This is a genomic window from Amycolatopsis sp. NPDC004368, from assembly GCF_053602515.1.
Map to the genome: position 1 here is coordinate 62,207 of NZ_JBSGDT010000017.1, position 14,862 is coordinate 77,068.

General features: G+C 69.4%; 15 protein-coding genes. 8 read left to right on the forward strand and 7 right to left on the reverse strand.

Annotated features, from left to right (window positions below; genetic code table 11):
• Positions 1-26: 26 nt before the first annotated feature.
• Positions 27-1,763 (reverse strand): glycoside hydrolase family 2 protein, encoded by a 1,737-nt coding sequence (locus ACWEOE_RS23435; protein ID WP_452012507.1) that lies wholly within the window; start codon positions 1,761-1,763, stop codon positions 27-29.
• Between the two features lie 322 nt (positions 1,764-2,085).
• On the opposite strand from ACWEOE_RS23435, the gene ACWEOE_RS23440 reads away from it, so the two are divergent.
• Together ACWEOE_RS23440 and ACWEOE_RS23445 are read left to right on the forward strand one after the other, a co-directional pair.
• Positions 2,086-4,167 carry a fibronectin type III domain-containing protein gene (locus tag ACWEOE_RS23440; RefSeq protein ID WP_452012508.1) on the forward strand — a complete coding sequence of 694 codons (2,082 nt, stop codon included), beginning with the start codon at positions 2,086-2,088 and terminating at the stop codon, positions 4,165-4,167.
• A 166-nt stretch (positions 4,168-4,333) separates the two neighbouring features.
• Complete coding sequence (locus ACWEOE_RS23445) at positions 4,334-5,305, forward strand: acetylxylan esterase (RefSeq protein ID WP_452012510.1); 972 nt, start codon at positions 4,334-4,336, stop codon at positions 5,303-5,305.
• A 51-nt stretch (positions 5,306-5,356) separates the two neighbouring features.
• Here ACWEOE_RS23445 and ACWEOE_RS23450 read toward each other — a convergent pair whose 3' ends face one another.
• Together ACWEOE_RS23450 and ACWEOE_RS23455 are read right to left on the reverse strand one after the other, a co-directional pair.
• On the reverse strand, positions 5,357-5,935 hold the full coding sequence (locus ACWEOE_RS23450; protein ID WP_452012512.1) for a snapalysin family zinc-dependent metalloprotease: 579 nt from the start codon (positions 5,933-5,935) through the stop codon (positions 5,357-5,359).
• Between the two features lie 142 nt (positions 5,936-6,077).
• Positions 6,078-6,560 carry a winged helix-turn-helix transcriptional regulator gene (locus tag ACWEOE_RS23455; protein ID WP_452012514.1) on the reverse strand — a complete coding sequence of 161 codons (483 nt, stop codon included), beginning with the start codon at positions 6,558-6,560 and terminating at the stop codon, positions 6,078-6,080.
• A gap of 98 nt (positions 6,561-6,658) precedes the next feature.
• Between ACWEOE_RS23455 and ACWEOE_RS23460 the strand changes: the two genes are divergently transcribed.
• Positions 6,659-7,363: an SDR family oxidoreductase gene (locus tag ACWEOE_RS23460; protein ID WP_452012658.1), complete on the forward strand. Its 705-nt coding sequence runs from the start codon at positions 6,659-6,661 to the stop codon at positions 7,361-7,363.
• 66 nt (positions 7,364-7,429) lie between these two features.
• Here ACWEOE_RS23460 and ACWEOE_RS23465 read toward each other — a convergent pair whose 3' ends face one another.
• From ACWEOE_RS23465 to ACWEOE_RS23475, 3 genes are read right to left on the reverse strand one after another with little or no spacing between them, the layout of a single operon-like run.
• Positions 7,430-9,229: a hypothetical protein gene (locus ACWEOE_RS23465; protein ID WP_452012515.1), complete on the reverse strand. Its 1,800-nt coding sequence runs from the start codon at positions 9,227-9,229 to the stop codon at positions 7,430-7,432.
• Positions 9,226-9,543, reverse strand: coding sequence for a type VII secretion target (locus tag ACWEOE_RS23470; RefSeq protein ID WP_452012517.1), 318 nt, complete (start codon positions 9,541-9,543; stop codon positions 9,226-9,228). The genes ACWEOE_RS23465 and ACWEOE_RS23470 overlap by 4 nt, the downstream gene beginning before the upstream one ends.
• A gap of 16 nt (positions 9,544-9,559) precedes the next feature.
• Positions 9,560-10,186, reverse strand: coding sequence for a YbaB/EbfC family nucleoid-associated protein (locus ACWEOE_RS23475; RefSeq protein WP_452012519.1), 627 nt, complete (start codon positions 10,184-10,186; stop codon positions 9,560-9,562).
• 116 nt (positions 10,187-10,302) lie between these two features.
• Here ACWEOE_RS23475 and ACWEOE_RS23480 point away from each other — a divergent pair, with 116 nt between their 5' ends.
• From ACWEOE_RS23480 to ACWEOE_RS23500, 5 genes are all read left to right on the forward strand, one after another.
• A complete protein-coding gene (locus ACWEOE_RS23480; RefSeq protein WP_452012521.1) occupies positions 10,303-10,929 on the forward strand; it encodes a TetR/AcrR family transcriptional regulator in 627 nt (208 codons plus the stop codon).
• A 148-nt stretch (positions 10,930-11,077) separates the two neighbouring features.
• Positions 11,078-12,313 (forward strand): cytochrome P450, encoded by a 1,236-nt coding sequence (locus ACWEOE_RS23485; protein ID WP_452012523.1) that lies wholly within the window; start codon positions 11,078-11,080, stop codon positions 12,311-12,313.
• Between the two features lie 22 nt (positions 12,314-12,335).
• Positions 12,336-12,530 (forward strand): ferredoxin, encoded by a 195-nt coding sequence (locus ACWEOE_RS23490; protein ID WP_452012525.1) that lies wholly within the window; start codon positions 12,336-12,338, stop codon positions 12,528-12,530.
• Positions 12,531-12,730: 200 nt separating this feature from the next.
• Entirely contained in the window at positions 12,731-13,252 is a 522-nt protein-coding gene (locus ACWEOE_RS23495; protein WP_452012527.1) for a hypothetical protein, read from the forward strand.
• Between the two features lie 39 nt (positions 13,253-13,291).
• The gene (locus ACWEOE_RS23500; protein ID WP_452012529.1) at positions 13,292-14,080 is read left to right on the forward strand and encodes a TetR/AcrR family transcriptional regulator; all 789 of its coding nucleotides are present in this window, start codon (positions 13,292-13,294) and stop codon (positions 14,078-14,080) included.
• A gap of 25 nt (positions 14,081-14,105) precedes the next feature.
• Here ACWEOE_RS23500 and ACWEOE_RS23505 read toward each other — a convergent pair whose 3' ends face one another.
• Positions 14,106-14,852: a class I SAM-dependent methyltransferase gene (locus ACWEOE_RS23505; protein ID WP_452012530.1), complete on the reverse strand. Its 747-nt coding sequence runs from the start codon at positions 14,850-14,852 to the stop codon at positions 14,106-14,108.
• Positions 14,853-14,862: the final 10 nt, after the last annotated feature.

A 14,862-nucleotide genomic window follows, 5' to 3' on the forward strand; every position in this document is an offset into this window, starting at 1 on the left:
TCCGACCGTATCCGCCAGCGCGTGGTTCATGCGGCCGATTCCACGGCCAGGTTCGCCCGCCGGGCCGCGGCGAAGTCGAGCTTGCGGACGCGGCGGTCGTAGGTGAGGAAGCCGTTCACCTCCTTCTCGACGTCGGTGAGCTGGGTGTAGACGGCGGCGGACAGCCCCCGGCGCACCTCGGCGGCGAGCTTGTCCTGCAGCTCGACGTACCGCCTGGTCAGGGTCGCGCTGTCGGGTTCCAGCTCGTAGGCGAAGCTGCCCCCAGCGGCGAACTCGTGGCCGCGGACCTTCAGGCCGAGGCCGCCGTACTCGCCGTCGACCCGCGCGCGGGTCGCGTCGGGCGGCGGGGTGCCGGGACCGGGGTAGGTGTGATCGTCGAGCAGGTCGCCGTGGCCGGTGTCGGGGGCCGAACGGCAGCAGTTGACGCCGGACTCCGCGTCGACGAGCCGGGTCGGGTCCCAGGCGGCGACCTCGTCGGCGATGCGGGCGACGTCGAAATCGCCCCAGCCCTCGTTGAACGGCACCCACGTGACGATGGACGGGAACGAACGGTGCTGGTCGATCACGCGGTGCAGCTCGGCCTCGAAGTTCGCGCGGGCCCGCGGTGTCGGGGTCACCGTTTCCGGCATCGCCGGCATGTCCTGCCACACGAGCAGGCCGAGGCGATCGGCGTGGTAGTACCAGCGGTCGGGTTCGACCTTGAGGTGCTTGCGGACCATGGTGAAGCCGAGCGCCTTCTCCTGCCGCAGGTCGAACGCGAGGGCGGCGTCGGTGGGGGCGGTGTAGAGGCCGTCGGGCCAGAAGCCCTGGTCGAGGGGACCGAGCTGCACGAACGGCTTGCCGTTGAGGAGGATGCGCCCGCCCTCGACCGCCACGGACCGCAGGCCGAAGTAGGAGCCGACGCTGTCCCCTGTGGACAGTGTCACGCGCAGGTCGTAGAGGAACGGGTCGCTCGGTGACCACGGGTGGGGCCGGGTGAGGGTGATCGTGGCCGGGTGCCCGGCGATGCCGTCGACCCGGCCGACGACGTGGCCGTGGTCCTCGGCTTCCGCGTGGAAGGCGTGGCCGTCGGCACCCTGGACGGTCACCGTGACCCTGCCTCGCGGGTCGGTGGTCGTGTCGAGGCGGGTGATGTGCACGGGGGCAACGGGTTCGAGCCACACCGTCTGCCAGATCCCCGACGACGGCGTGTAGAACACCCCGGCGCCGGGCGCACGTTGTTTGCCCAGGGGCTGGCCGTCGCCGGTCGCGTCGGTGACGCGGACGACGAGCTCCTGCGGGCCGGTGGTGAGGGCGTCGGTGATGTCGGCGGTGAAGGAGTCGTAGCCGCCGGTGTGGTGGGTGACTTCGTGGCCGTTGACGTAGACCGTGGTGTCGTGGTCCACGGCTTGGAAGTGCAGCAGGATCCGTTGCGTGCGCCAGGTTTCGGGCACGGCGAAGGTTCGGCGGTACCAGAGCTTCGTCTCGTGGCGCATGATGCCCGACAGCGCGGACTCGACGGGGTAGGGAACGAGGATCCGCTCGGACAGGTGCCGCCCGAACGGCGGAACGTCCTGTGTGGACACGAACTCCCAGACTCCGTTGAGGTTCTGCCACTCGGCGCGGGTCAGCTGGGGCCGCGGGTACTCGGGCAGCGCGTTGGTGGGCGAGACCTCGTCCGTCCACGGTGTACTCAACGGTGGGGTTTTCGGGTGCCACTCGGGTTGTGCGGTGATCGGGTTGGTGAGTAGTACGACCGAGAGAACCACAGCCCAGCGCATCATCGCCGCCCCCTTTTCTTGATCATCATCTCTACCGGGTGCGGGTGCGGATGTAAATCGCTCACTCCGGCAAGAGCACGCGGGGCCGGGACGACGACCGGCAGATAACGATCGTGACTACGAAGCAGCCGACACCGGGGGCTCTCACCTGCACGTCTCACCGTCAGTTGTCGGGATTAATTCTGCCCGTGTTCGGGCCCCACTGGACTCAGGCACCCATTCGTCAGATCTTTGTCAGTGACCTCGCGGAAACCGCCGGAGCGCGAGGGCCCTCCCGCGCCAGGACCTCCGATGTCTGGGCGGGTTCGACGTCGAAGGAGTGGGCATGCCAAGATCGGGCAGAACCGGGAGCCGGACGTTCGCCGTGCTCGCCGGGATCGCCGCCGCGGTGCTGACGGTTTCGGCGGCCCAGGTCCCCGCCACGGCCGCGCCCGGCCAGAACGAGGACCCAGCCCCGACTCAACACCCGGCCCCAGCTCAGAACCCAGCCCCCATCCAAGCCCAGAAACCCTACCTGGGCTGGAGCAGCTGGAGCCTCGAGTCCACGAACTACCCCGGCGTGAACCCGACCGGCAGCGGCAGCTGGCTCAACGAAGCCCACGTGCTGCAGCAGGCCGACATCCTGGCCGCCGAGTTCAAGCAGCACGGCTACGAGTACGTGAACATCGACGCCGGCTGGGTCGGTTCCTTCGACCAGTACGCCCGCCCCGTCGTCGACGCGAAGAAGTTTCCCGACGGCATGAGGTACGTCGCCGACTACGTGCACAGGAAGGGCCTCAAGCTCGGCTCCTACCTCGCGGTGGGCCTGGACCTCAAGGCCTACCACGACGGCAACTCGCCGATCTTCGGCACCACCGGCTGCCACACCCGCGACCTGGTCTACCCCGACCTGCGCCAGACGTCCGGCTGGGACAACCAGTCCTACCAGATCAACTTCGCGAGCCCCTGCGCCCAGGCCTACATCCAGTCCGAGGCCGACGTGCTCGCGGGCTTCGGTGTCGACTTCCTGAAGCTGGACGGCGTCGGCCCGGGTTCGTTCAAGGGCGACGCCGCCCACGACAACACCCCCGACGTGAAAGCCTGGTCCGACGCGCTCAAGAAGACCGGTCGGCCCATGCAGTTCGTGCTGTCGTGGTCGTTGTCGCACAACGAGATCGACACGTGGAAGGCCAACTCCAACGGCTGGCGGATCGACACCGACGTCGAGTGCTACTGCGACACCCTCGTCACCTGGAACAACTCGGTGAAGGGCCGCTGGAACGACGTCGTGCAGTACATCCCCGACGCCGGCCCGGGCCACTGGAACAACCTCGACTCCCTCGACGTCGGCAGCGGCAGGATGGACGGCATCACCGAAGCCGAGCGCCAGAGCTACATGACGTTCTGGGCCATCGAATCCGCGCCGCTCTACCTGGGTGACGACCTCACTCAGCTCGACGACTACGGCATCAAGCTGCTGACCAACGACGAAGTCATCGCCGTGGACCAGGCCGGCGTGCCGGCCAAGCCCGTGAGCCAGAAGAGCGATCAGCAGGTCTGGTACGCCCGCAACGCCGACGGCAGCTACACCGTGGCCCTGTTCAACCTCGGCTCCGCACCCACGCAGGTCACCGCGAACTTCGGCGACTTCGGGCTCACCGGCGCGGCGAAGGCCCGCGACCTCTGGAGTCACCGGGAACTGGGACTGAGCAACGGTTCCTTCTCCGCGACGCTGCCCGTGCACGGTTCGAAGCTGCTGCGCCTGACCCCGGTGAACCCGGTGGGTGTCTCGGCCCCGGCCGTGGTTCACGGCACCGCCTCGACGCCGACCAGCATCTCGCTGGCCTGGGACGCGTCGGCGAGCAAGCTCGCGCCGGTGACCGGGTACGACGTGTTCGCCGGCGGCCACAAGGTCGCGTCGACCACCGGCACGAGCACGACCGTCACCGGCCTCGAGCCCGCCACGTCGTACTCCTTCACCGTGGTGGGCCACGACCGCTTCGGTCGCAGCTCCGCCGCCGGCACCGAGGTGTCCTACGTGACGCCGGCGGCGTCCGGCCCGGTGGTGTACGAGGCGGAGAACGGCAGTCCCGGCGGTGGCGCCACCGTGTACGAGTGCACCTGCTCCGGCGGCAAGAAGGTCGGCTACCTCGGCGGCTCCGGCCTGCTCACGATGAACAACATCAAGGTCGCCGCCGAAGGCACGTACCTGGTGAAGCTCGGTTACGTCGACGGTGACACCAGCCGCTCCGCCGTGGTCACGGTCAACGGCAGTTCGTTCCGCCTGCCCGCGCCCGGCACCAACGACAACGACTGGAACACCGCGCACACGATCACGGTGCCGATCTACCTGATGGCCGGCACCAACCAGATCATCTTCGGCAACCCGAGCGACAGCGTGTTCGACGTGGACCAGCTCACCGTTTGAGCCACCCTCGAAACCACAGGAGGACGCGGTGGTGGCGACCACGCACAGCTTTCCCGTGCGAGGCGCCACCACCACCGGGCTCGAGTGAAAGAACTGCTGTGACGAACGAAGATCTGTGCCCGGCCCGGGTCGTCGGCGAAATGTCCGAACTGGACGGTGCACTCCGATGTTGACCGATCTCCCGTTGGCCGAGCTGCGCACGTACACGAGCGCGTACCAGGCCCCCGACGACTTCGACGACTTCTGGCGGGAAACCCTCGCGGAGGCGGCGAAACACGAGCCGGCCGTCACGGTGACGCCGGTCGAGACCGCGTTGCGGACGCTGGACGTGTTCGAGGTGACCTACGCCGGGTTCGGCGGCCACCCCGTCCACGCCTGGCTGCGCGTGCCGCGGGGCCACGCCGGTCCGTTGCCCGCCGTCGTGCAGTTCCACGGCTACGGCAGTGGCCGCGGCAGCGCGCTCGAAGAACTGGTCTGGGCGTCGGCCGGTTATGCGCAGCTTCAGGTGGACGTGCGCGGCCAGGGCGGGGCGCACGCCGGCGGCACGACCGGTGACCCGGTGGGCAGCGGCCCGTCCTTTCCCGGCTTCCTCACGCGCGGGATCGAAAGCCGCGAAACGTACTTCTACCGCCGCGTGTTCACCGACGCGGCCCGGGCGGTCGAGGCCGCGCGAGCCCTCGACTTCGTCGATGCGGACCGGGTCGCGGTCGCGGGCAACAGCCAGGGCGGCGGGATCGCGCTGGCCGCCGCGGCGCTCGTGCCCGGCGTCGCCGCGCTCTACGCGCAGGCACCGTTCCTGTGCGACCTGCGGCGGGCCTCGTTGATCGCGGGCAAACCGCCGTACACCGAGCTCGCGGGTTACCTGGCCGCGCAACGGCACGCGGTGGCCCCGACGTTCGACGTACTGTCCTATTTCGACGGTATCGGCTTCGCATCGCGGGCGGTGGCGCCCGCGCACTTCTCGATCGGGCTGATGGACGACATCGTGCCGCCGTCGACGGTTTTCGGCGCCTACAACGCTTATCGCGGGCCGAAGCACCTCGACGTGTGGGAGTACAACGGGCACGAGGCCGGTGGCGGGCAGGACCTGGAGAACGTGCTGGCCGCGTTCGCGCCGCTGCTGAATCCCGGCAGCTGACGCCGGTGACGGGTTCCCCGGGGGACTCCGGGGAACCCGTCACCGGTCACGTCAGTGTGTGAGGACGGGCAGCGTCTCGTAGATGCGCTGCTGCGGTGCATCGGCGCTCACCGAGCGGAAGCCGTTGGCCCACAGGGAGTTCACGCGGGAGCGTTCCTGCGAGTTGGGCACGGCGTTGGTGCACGACGGGCCGGGGCCGCCGCCGGACATCAGCTCGGAGCACGGGCCGGAGTAGTGGTCGGGCAGGCCGAGCACGTGACCGGTCTCGTGGGCGGCGATGCGGGTGTTGTCGTACTGGCGGGCCTGGGTGTAGTCGATGAAGACGGTGCCCGTGCCGTGGCCGTTGCTCTGGGCGTAGGAGCCGCGCGGGTCGTTGCCCTCGACGTAGCGCAGCGAGGCGCCCGAGGAGCGTTCGACCAGCTTGACGTTGGTGACCGAGCGGTTCCAGTTGGCCGCGCCGGCGTTGATCGCCGCGCGGAAGGTCGGCGCGGCGGAGGTGCTGTAGTACACCGTGGTGACCGCGGCGACCTGGTCGGTGGCGGCGGTGGCAGCGGTGGCCGTGCCCGCGACGAGCGCAGTGGCGGCGACCGCCAGCGCGATCGCGCCGGACAGCAAGAACTTCCTCGACATCGGAAAGCTCCTCGGGTGGGTGAGGGGAGTTTTGCCTGATTTGCGCGCGCTGCACCAAATCTAGGCAATCAAGCCCCGTTTGTGACCCGACTTTCGTACCGTCCGGAAAGTGGTGATTTACCAACACCTTTCACGGGTTGACTCAACCCACGGGTTCGGCCAGTGGCACCTGATCGTCGTTATCGAGCCGCAGCAGCTCGGCCCGGGAGAGCTTCGCGGCGCAGTGATCACACGTCTCGCCGGGGCGTGTGATCTCGCCGCAGGTGGTGTGGACCAGCCGCATCGGCTCGCCCGCGGTGGGGGAGTGCGTGTGGGTGTCGCCCCAGTCGCCCAGCGCGTGGATCACCGGCAGGGTGTCGGCGCCGGCCCGGGTGAGGCGGTACTCGTCGCGCGTGCGGCCGCTGTCGCGGTAGGGGACGCGGGCCATCAGGCCGGTTTCGACCATCCGCCTGAGGCGCGCTGCCAGCACGTTGTCCGCGATGCCGAGGTTGCCGCGGAAGTCGTCGAAGCGGGTGGTGCCCGCGTGGGTGTCGCGCAGGATCACCAGCGTCCACGGCTCGCCGAGCACGTCGGCCCCGCGGGCGATGGGGCAGGACGTGCCGTCCCAGCTCGAGCGTCGGCCCATGCGATCCTCCTCTGGCTTGCTTTAAGCAAGCCTACTCCGGTAGCGTGAGAGCTAGCTTGCAAATGGCAAGCCAGATCTGCTCAGGGAGTGTGTTCGTCGTGGAGATCAAGGGTTCTGTCGCGCTGGTGACCGGCGCGAACCGCGGGCTGGGCCGCGAACTGGCCACCGCCCTGCTCGACCGCGGCGCCGCGAAGGTCTACGCCGCCGTCCGCCGCCCGGAGACGCTCGACCTGCCGGGTGTCGTGCCGCTCAAGGTCGACGTCACCGACCCGGCCTCGATCCGCGCCGCCGCCGAGGCCGCCGGTGACGTGACGCTGCTCATCAACAACGCCGGCGTCTCGACGGGCGCCTCCTTCCTCGAAGGAAGCTCCGACGACATCCGCCTCGAAATGGAGACGCACTACTTCGGCCCGCTGGAGCTGGCGCGCGCCTTCGCCCCGGTGCTGGCCCGCAACGGCGGCGGCGCGGTGCTGAACATCCTTTCGGTGCTGTCGTGGTTCACCATGGAGCCCGTCAACGCGTACTCCGCCGGGAAGGCCGCGGGCCTCCAGCTGACCAACGGCCTGCGCCTCGCCCTCCAGGACCAGGGCACCTTGGTGACGGCCCTGCACGTCGGCTACATGGACACGGACATGGCGGCGAACGTCGAGGGCCCGAAGGTCTCGCCGGCGTCCGTTGCCGCGCTCGCTCTGGACGGTCTCGAGAAGGGCGCCTTCGAGGTCGTGGTCGACGACGTGAGCCGCGGCGTGCGTTCGACGCTCTCGCGCGGGATCGAGGAGCAGTACCCGCAGCTGGTTTCCTGATTCGTCGGACGCACCACGCCCCCGGCTGCTTCGTGAGCGGCCGGGGGCGTGGTGGTTTCCGGCGGGTCAGTGGCCGCCGTCTGCGGGGGGCTGGTCGCCGGTGTCGGCGTTGGCGTTGGCCCAGCCGGTTTCAGCGGTCTTCTGGATGTCGAGCATCTGCTTCATGATCTCCTGGCCGCCCTTGATCGGCCAGGCCCAGTACTCCTTCGAGCTGTCGGAGTCGGCGACCTGCTGCTTGAAGAACTTGAAGGCATCCGGGTAGTTCGACTTCAGCTGGTTCTCGAGGTACTTGTACTTCGCGTACGCCTCCGGCTGGCTCTGCTTCAGCCAGTCCTCGTGCTTCTTCGTCCACGGCGTCGCCGGCTTGTCGGCTGGCGGTGCCGCATCGTCACCGTGCTGGCTGCCCTGCGGCGCATCGTCCTTGGGCGGCACGGGCGGCGGCGTGTCGTTGTCCTTGGGCGGCACCGGGGGTGGCGTGCCGTCGTCGTGGTGGCCTTGGGTGCCGGTGGTCGAGGCGGCGTCGTCGCCGTGCTGGCCACCGCTGCTTTGGGGTGCGTTGTCCTTGGGCGGCACGGGCGGCGGCGTGTCGTCGCTGTGGTGGCCTTGGGTGCCGGTGGTCGAGGCGGCGTCGTCGCCGGGGTGGCTGCCCGGCGGGGGCACGTCGTCCTTGGGCGGGGGTGGCGGGGGGACGTCGTCGCTGTTGTGGGCGGCGTTGCCACTGCCAGAGCCACTGCCAGAGCCACTGCCAGAACCACCGCCGGAGCCGGAGCCACTGCCGGAACCCGAGCCGCCGCCGGTGTTGGCGGGCGGGGGCACGTCGTCCTTGGGCGGCGGAGGCGGTGGGACATCGTCGCCGCTGTGGGCGGCATTGCCGGAACCCGAACCTGAACCCGAACCACCGCCCGTACCGCCATTCGTCGGCGGGGCGTCCTTCGGCGGCGGCGGGGGCGGAACGTCGTCGCCGGAGTGGGCGGCCGAGCCGCCGCCGGAGCCGCCGCGCGCGGGGACGTTCGTGAGCGGGATGTCGTCGCCCGTCTTGGCGCCGGCGCCCGCTGCGCCGCTCGCGCCGGCGCGGGTCTTCAGGGCCTTGACGACGTCGCCGATGCGGCCGGCCGAGCGGGTGGCCTGGGCGAGGACGGCGGCGAGCTTCGCGCCGATCGAGGCGGCCGTGAGCGAGGCCTGCGTGACGCACCAGGTGATGCCGGCGGCGATGGAGGCGCCGAACGTCGGGATCGCGGCGGCCAGGGCGATCAGCATCGTCGAGATGATGTCGCCGAGAACGGTGGTGATGAGGTCACGGACCAGCCCGCGCACGGCGGCGATGATGGCCATGTTTGTCTGGATCAGGTACCCCACGATGTCGGCACCGTGGGCCTTGCTCTCCAGGTCGGCGGCGAGCTCCTGCATCCGCTGCTTGAACGTCTCGCCGGCATCGCCCTGCCACTTCTTGATATCACCGTCCAAAGAGGACTTCTGATCGTCGCCGATCTTGCGGATGGTCTCGGCGATCGTGTGCACTTCCTGGCTCAGCAGCTGGATCTGGTCGGGATCGCCCATGAGCATGTCGAACGGCTCGCGCAGGATGCTCACGTGCTCGATCAGCCAGCCGAGCCCCGCGGAGATCAGGCTGCCCAGCGGGTTGAGCGCGAACTTCACCGTGTCCACGGCCGCGGCCACCACGCCGAGCCCGATGGAGACGCCCAGTGCCGCCTTGTCGGCGTCGTCGGCGGTCTTGATGTCCTCGCAGCTCTTGATGAGGAACGAGTACGAGTCGAGGAAACCCGCGCCGGAGAACTTGTTCGAGTCGGTGATCACCACTCCGGCGCCGAAGTCGGGTTTGGCGTTCGGGTCGAACGTCGTGGTCACTTCGGGGTCCCCGCTGTCGTGATGGCCTGCGCGTGGTCGGTTTCCGTGGTGCGGTACTTGTCCGCGGCCGTGCGGGTGTTGCCGGCCTGGTCGGAGAAGGCCTTCGCCGCGCCGGCCACCTGGTCGTGCAGCACACCGAGCGCGATGCGCGTCGGGACCCCCAGCGCCTGCCCGACGAACACGCCGAACGCATTGATGTCAGCGCCGTTGACCTGCTGGACGCGGTTGGCCGAGGCCGTCACCCGCCCGGCGCGGTCGTCCAGGCCACTCGCGTACGACGTCAGCGTCTCCGGATCGACCGTGTACCCGTCCATTAGTCCTTCTCCCTCGTCACCACGGCTGCATCTCGTCGTCGTCGCCATCCATCCGGCGGCGGTGCGGGCCCGACGGCGGCCGCTGCTGCTCCTCGGGTCGCGGCTGTGGCCCCTGCTGGGGGGCCGGCGGAACGGGCGGCCTCGGCGGCGGTGGCATGGGCGGTGACGTGGGCGGCGGCGGGGGTGGGGGCACCGGCGGACCCTGGTGCTGCACCGGGGGACGGGGCGGCGGCGGAGTGCGGTCCTCGGCCTCGGGCTCACCCGGCTGGCGCGGCGCGTCCTGCGGCTCGTCGTCCTCGGGCTCCGGCGCGGGCAGGAAGGACCGGACCACGTCCATCATCTCGGTGCCGCCGGCCAGTGGCTCGAGCGCGTCGGCGACGTCGCGCGAAACCTGTCGCTGGGCCTTGCCGTAGGTCTCCATGATGGCTGCGGTGAGCTGGGCTCCACCGCCCGAGCGCAGGGCGCGGTCGTCGATGTGCAGGTGCTTCAGGGCGCCGTTGGGGGTGACGGTGACCGAGACCAGCCCGTCCGCCGAGCGGGCCTTGCCCTCGGCGACGGTGAGCTTCTCTTGCAGTGCCACGCTTTTCGCGCGCATCTCGTCAACCCGCCGCTGGAAATCGTCCAGCCACTCCTGCTCGTCCACCAGAAAAAAAATATCGAGATGTCCGGGGTGTCCGGGTGAACCGCAGATGACGGGTCGACGACGAAACGAGGCGGCCCGACCGAGGCCCGGGCAGGTCAAGGCGTAAGAATGGGCACGTGCCGGAAGAAGTCGAGGTCAGCGCCGGGCGGACCCGAAACAAGTGGGGTGAAGGCGACCGGCTGCGCGGGGAGATCCTCGACGCGGCCAGCCGGCTGCTGTCCGAGCTCGGCGGTGAGGACGGGCTCACGATCCGCGGCGTCGCCCGCGCGGTCGGCATCGCGCCCGCGAGCATCTACCAGCACTTCACCGATCGCTCGGCGCTCGTCGCGGGCCTGCTCGACTACGAGTTCGCCCGCCTGCGCGCCGAGATGGAAGCCGCCGAGGCGAGCGAGGACCCCGGCGACGTCGTCGGCCGCGTGCGCGCGCTGATCCACGCGTACTGCCGCTTCGCCATGGACAACCCCGGTCACTACCGGCTGATGACGGCCAACGGCTCCACGCGCTCGACGCCCGACTCGCACCCGCAGGGTCCGCTGCCCGACCTGATCGAACTGCTCACCACCGGCTTCGCGCGCTGCGACGAAGCCGGTTTCTCGCTCAGGGTGCCCGCCGAGCGAGCCGGCGTGATCGCGTTCGTCGGTGCCCACGGCCGTGTCGCGTTGTTCCACACCATGCCCGCGCGGGGCGCAGCCGACTCGGTGGTGCCGTTCGTCGACGAGCTCGTCGCGCTCGTTTTCGCCTGAGCCACGGGCGTTTTCTCCCGTTTCCACCAGGGTGGTCTCGGCCGTCCCGGTGATCTTGTCCACGAACGTGGCCAATTCTCCACTCGATTGCCTAACATGTGTTCAGTAAGTATCCGAACAATTGTTTGGTAACTCTCCGTAGGAGGGGATGTCGATGACGGAAGCCCTCTCGTCGAAGGCTGTGTCCGACCCGAAGCCCGAGTACCCGATGTCCCGCGGGCGCTGCCCGTTCGACCCGCCGCCGGAGCTCGAACGGCGGCTGCACGACGAACCGGTGTCGCGCGTGCGGATCTGGGACGGCAGTGAGCCGTGGCTGGTCACGCGCTACGAAGACGTCCGTGCGGTGCTTCGCGACTCACGCGTGAGCGCCGACACCGACCTGCCGGGTTATCCGCTGCAGTCGGCCGGGCTGGCGGCCCGGCGCCGGCGGGCCAAGGCGTTCATCTCCATGGACGACCCGGACCACGCCGCGCAGCGACGGCTCCTCACCGCCGACTTCATGGTCAAGAAGGTCGAGCGCCTGCGCCCGCGCATCCAGCAGATCGTCGACGACCTGATCGACGAGCTGCTCGCCGGCCCGAGGCCCACGGACCTGGTGCAGGCGTTCGCGCTGCCCCTGCCCTCGCTGGTGATCTGCGAGCTGCTGGGTGTGCCGTACGCCGACCGCGCGATGTTCCACCGGCTCAGCAAGGTGCTGATCTCGCGGGACGCCACACCGCAGGAGTCTCTCGACGCGACCGAGGAACTGCTCGCCTACCTGGGTCGCCTCGTCGAGCGGAAGCTGACCGACCCCGGTGACGACGTGCTCAGCCGCCTCGCGACCGAGCAGGTGGCCACCGGGAACATGACGGCCGACGAGGTCGCGGCCATGGGCCAGCTGCTGCTCGTGGCGGGCCACGAGACCACGGCCAACATGATCGCGCTCGGCACCGTGGCGCTGCTGGAGCACCCGGACCAGCTCGACCTCGTGCGCGAAGGCGATGAAAAGTTGATCGCCAACGCCGTGGAAGAGCTGCTGCGCTACCTCACGATTGTCCACACGGGACGCCGCCGCGTCGCGCTGGAGGACATGGAGGTGGCGGGTCAGCGGATCCTCAAAGGCGAAGGCCTGATCGCCGCGTCGGACTCGGCCAACCGCGACGCCGAGGCGTTCCCGGACCCGGACAAGCTCGACGTCACGCGCAAGGCCCGCCACCACGTGGCGTTCGGCTACGGCGTGCACCAGTGCCTCGGCCAGCCGCTCGCGCGCGTCGAGCTGCAGGTGGTCTACAGCACGCTCTACCGGCGGATTCCCACGCTGAAGCTGGCCGCGCCGTTGGCGGACCTGGACTTCAAGAACGACATGCTGGTCTACGGCGTGCACTCGCTGCCCGTGACCTGGTGACTCCTCGCGAAAGGACAAGCAGATGAAGGTGGTCATCGACCAGGACCGGTGCGTCGGCGCGGGCCAGTGCGTGCTCGCGGCGCCCGAGGTGTTCGACCAGCGCGAGGACGACGGCATCGTCGTGCTGCTCGACGAGAACCCGCCCGAGGAGCTCCACGACCAGGTCCGCGAGGCGGCGCAGATCTGCCCGGCGCTGGCGATCGAAATCGCGGGCTGAGGCTTTTTCCGAATCCGTGCCGAGCGTCGTCGAAGGCGGCGCTCGACACGGTGTTCTGCTCCATGTATCTCCACTGTGGAACCGGAGTGGGGAACCGTCGCGTGCCACACGGTGGTGTGACGCCCGACCGGGGAATGTCGTGGCCGGCGCGGTGCTGGCTAGGGTGACTCGTCCTGGTTGCCGGGGAAGGGAAACCCGTCGTGTCGCTGCGCCGTTTCGTGTCCGTGCTGATCGCTGCGCCGACCTTGCTCGCGGCGGTCGCCGTACCCGCGTCGGCGTCGATCGCGCCGATCCCGCCTTCGCCGTTGCGGTGTGCCGCGGTCGGGGATGTCGCGGCCCGGCTCGACTCGCGGGTCGAGGCCATCGTCGCGGGGATGGGCTCGAATCCGAACGCCACGGCGAATCCGGCGGCGACGGCGTTCAACGACGCCACCGCGCAGCTGCCCGCGGCCCCGGTCACGGGGTGCGCCACGGACTCGGCTGCCGCGGACACCGTTGTGCATTCGGTCTTCACCTACGTGCGCGCCGTGAACCGCTTCTCGCCGACGCTCACGCCGACGATCAGCCTTGTCGTGGATCCGAGTGTGAGCACCTTCGTGTACGCGGTGCAGACTGCTTCGCCGGGTACGTACACCGATGCTTCGCGTGCTGTCACGCCGGAGATGCGCGGGGAGCTGTTGCAGGGCAAGTACGTGCTCACGGTCACCGCGCTGGGGTTCTAGCTTTATGCTGTAAGGAGTCGCCGTTGCAGGGGGTTCCTCGTGGTTGTGTTCGCTGGGCAGGGAGATGCCCGTCGGTCGTTGGAACTCCTGTGGCGCAAGGATGTCGCGCCCCGTGCCGGTGGCCCGGGACCCAAGCCCGGGCTGAGCGTGGACGCCATCGTCGCGGCCGCTGTGGAGCTGGCCGACGAGTCCGGGATGGACGCGCTGTCGATGCGTGCGGTCGGTGAGCGGTTGGGTCGTACGGCGATGGCGTTGTACACGTATGTGCCGGGTAAGAGTGAGCTCGTGGATCTCATGTACGACTCCACGCTCGGTGAGCTCCGTGACGACCACGATCTGTCCGGTGGGTGGCGGCCCGCGGTGGTGGCTTTGGCGCGCGAGCTGTGGGAGTTCCACCTGCGGCATCCGTGGGTGTTGCAGGTTTCGCACGCGCGTCCGGTGCTGGGGCCGGGGGAGTTTCGGTTGCAGCAAGTGGTGTTGCAGGTGCTGTTCGCGACCGGGTTGCCGGCCGGCCGGGTGCGGTGGCTGGTGGGGGCGTTGCTCAACACGGTTCGTGGGTCGGTGCAGATTGCCGCTGAGTCGCGTCAGCTGAGTCGTGAGACGGGGATGTCCGAAGAGGACTGGTGGTACTCCCGTGCGGCCGTGCTGGGGGAGTTGGTGCCGGATTTGGTGGAGCGGTATCCGTTGGTGGGGCGGGTGGGCTCGGCGCAGGAGGTTCCGGGTTCCTCGGGCGAGTCTTATTTGGAGCGTGAGGCGCGGTTGAGTTTGGACGCCGGGTTGGAGTTGTTGCTGGGTGGGATCGAGGCGGTGATCGCTCGCGAGGCGTGAAGCCCGGTGGCTGTTGCAGCGGGGGTCAGGGCTTGCGTGCTTCGATCAGGAAACGCGTTGTGGTGGCGATGAAAGGGCCGTCCTTCAGTTGTTCGTGCAGGGTGTGGAGCTGGGGGAGGTAGGCGTCGACCGTGAAGCCCGGGACCAGCCAGATCACTTTGCGCAGGAAGTAGACGACGGCCCCGATGTCGAAGAATTCCGTGCGCAGGGATTCGGAGCGCAGGTCGGTGACCTCGAGGCCGGCGTGGGTGGCGGCGGTGCGGGCGTCGTCGGGGTGCCGGCTGTGACGGACCTCGGAGGGCTGGGGGCCGAGGAAGTGTTCCACCAGTTCGAAGACGCTGGCCGGTCCGACCTGCTGGGACAGGTAGGTGCCGCCGGGGCGCAGGACGCGGGCGATTTCCGGCCACCAGGTTGTCACCGGGTGGCGGCTCACGACCAGCTCGAAAGACTCGTCGCGGAAGGGCAGTGGTGGCTCGTCGGTGTCGGCGACCACGGTGGCGCGGGGGTGCAGGAGGGCGGCTGCCCTGGCGAGGTTGGGCGGCCAGGATTCGGTGGCGACGGTGAGCGGTGGTAGCACCGGGACGCCGGCCAGGACTTCGCCGCCGCCGGTTTGGATGTCCAGAGCGGACGTGGCCGAGGCCAGTCGGGTGCTGATGAGGCGCTGGTAGCCCCAGGAGGGGCGTTGCTCGGTCGCGCGGCCGTCGAGCCAGGAGAAGTCCCAGCCGGCCACGGAGACGGTGGCTGCTTCGGTTACCAGGTCGTCGAAGGACACGACCCGATCG

Bases quoted from the DNA above. Each gene is read 5' to 3' on its own strand.
- ACWEOE_RS23440 (WP_452012508.1), top strand. From the start codon at position 2,086: ATGCCAAGATCGGGCAGAACCGGGAGCCGGACGTTCGCCGTGCTCGCC.
- ACWEOE_RS23445 (WP_452012510.1), top strand. From the start codon at position 4,334: ATGTTGACCGATCTCCCGTTGGCCGAGCTGCGCACGTACACGAGCGCG.
- ACWEOE_RS23450 (WP_452012512.1), bottom strand. From the start codon at position 5,935: ATGTCGAGGAAGTTCTTGCTGTCCGGCGCGATCGCGCTGGCGGTCGCC.
- ACWEOE_RS23485 (WP_452012523.1), top strand. From the start codon at position 11,078: ATGTCGATGACGGAAGCCCTCTCGTCGAAGGCTGTGTCCGACCCGAAG.
- ACWEOE_RS23435 (WP_452012507.1), bottom strand. From the start codon at position 1,763: ATGATGCGCTGGGCTGTGGTTCTCTCGGTCGTACTACTCACCAACCCG.
- ACWEOE_RS23470 (WP_452012517.1), bottom strand. From the start codon at position 9,543: ATGGACGGGTACACGGTCGATCCGGAGACGCTGACGTCGTACGCGAGT.
- ACWEOE_RS23490 (WP_452012525.1), top strand. From the start codon at position 12,336: ATGAAGGTGGTCATCGACCAGGACCGGTGCGTCGGCGCGGGCCAGTGC.
- ACWEOE_RS23455 (WP_452012514.1), bottom strand. From the start codon at position 6,560: ATGGGCCGACGCTCGAGCTGGGACGGCACGTCCTGCCCCATCGCCCGC.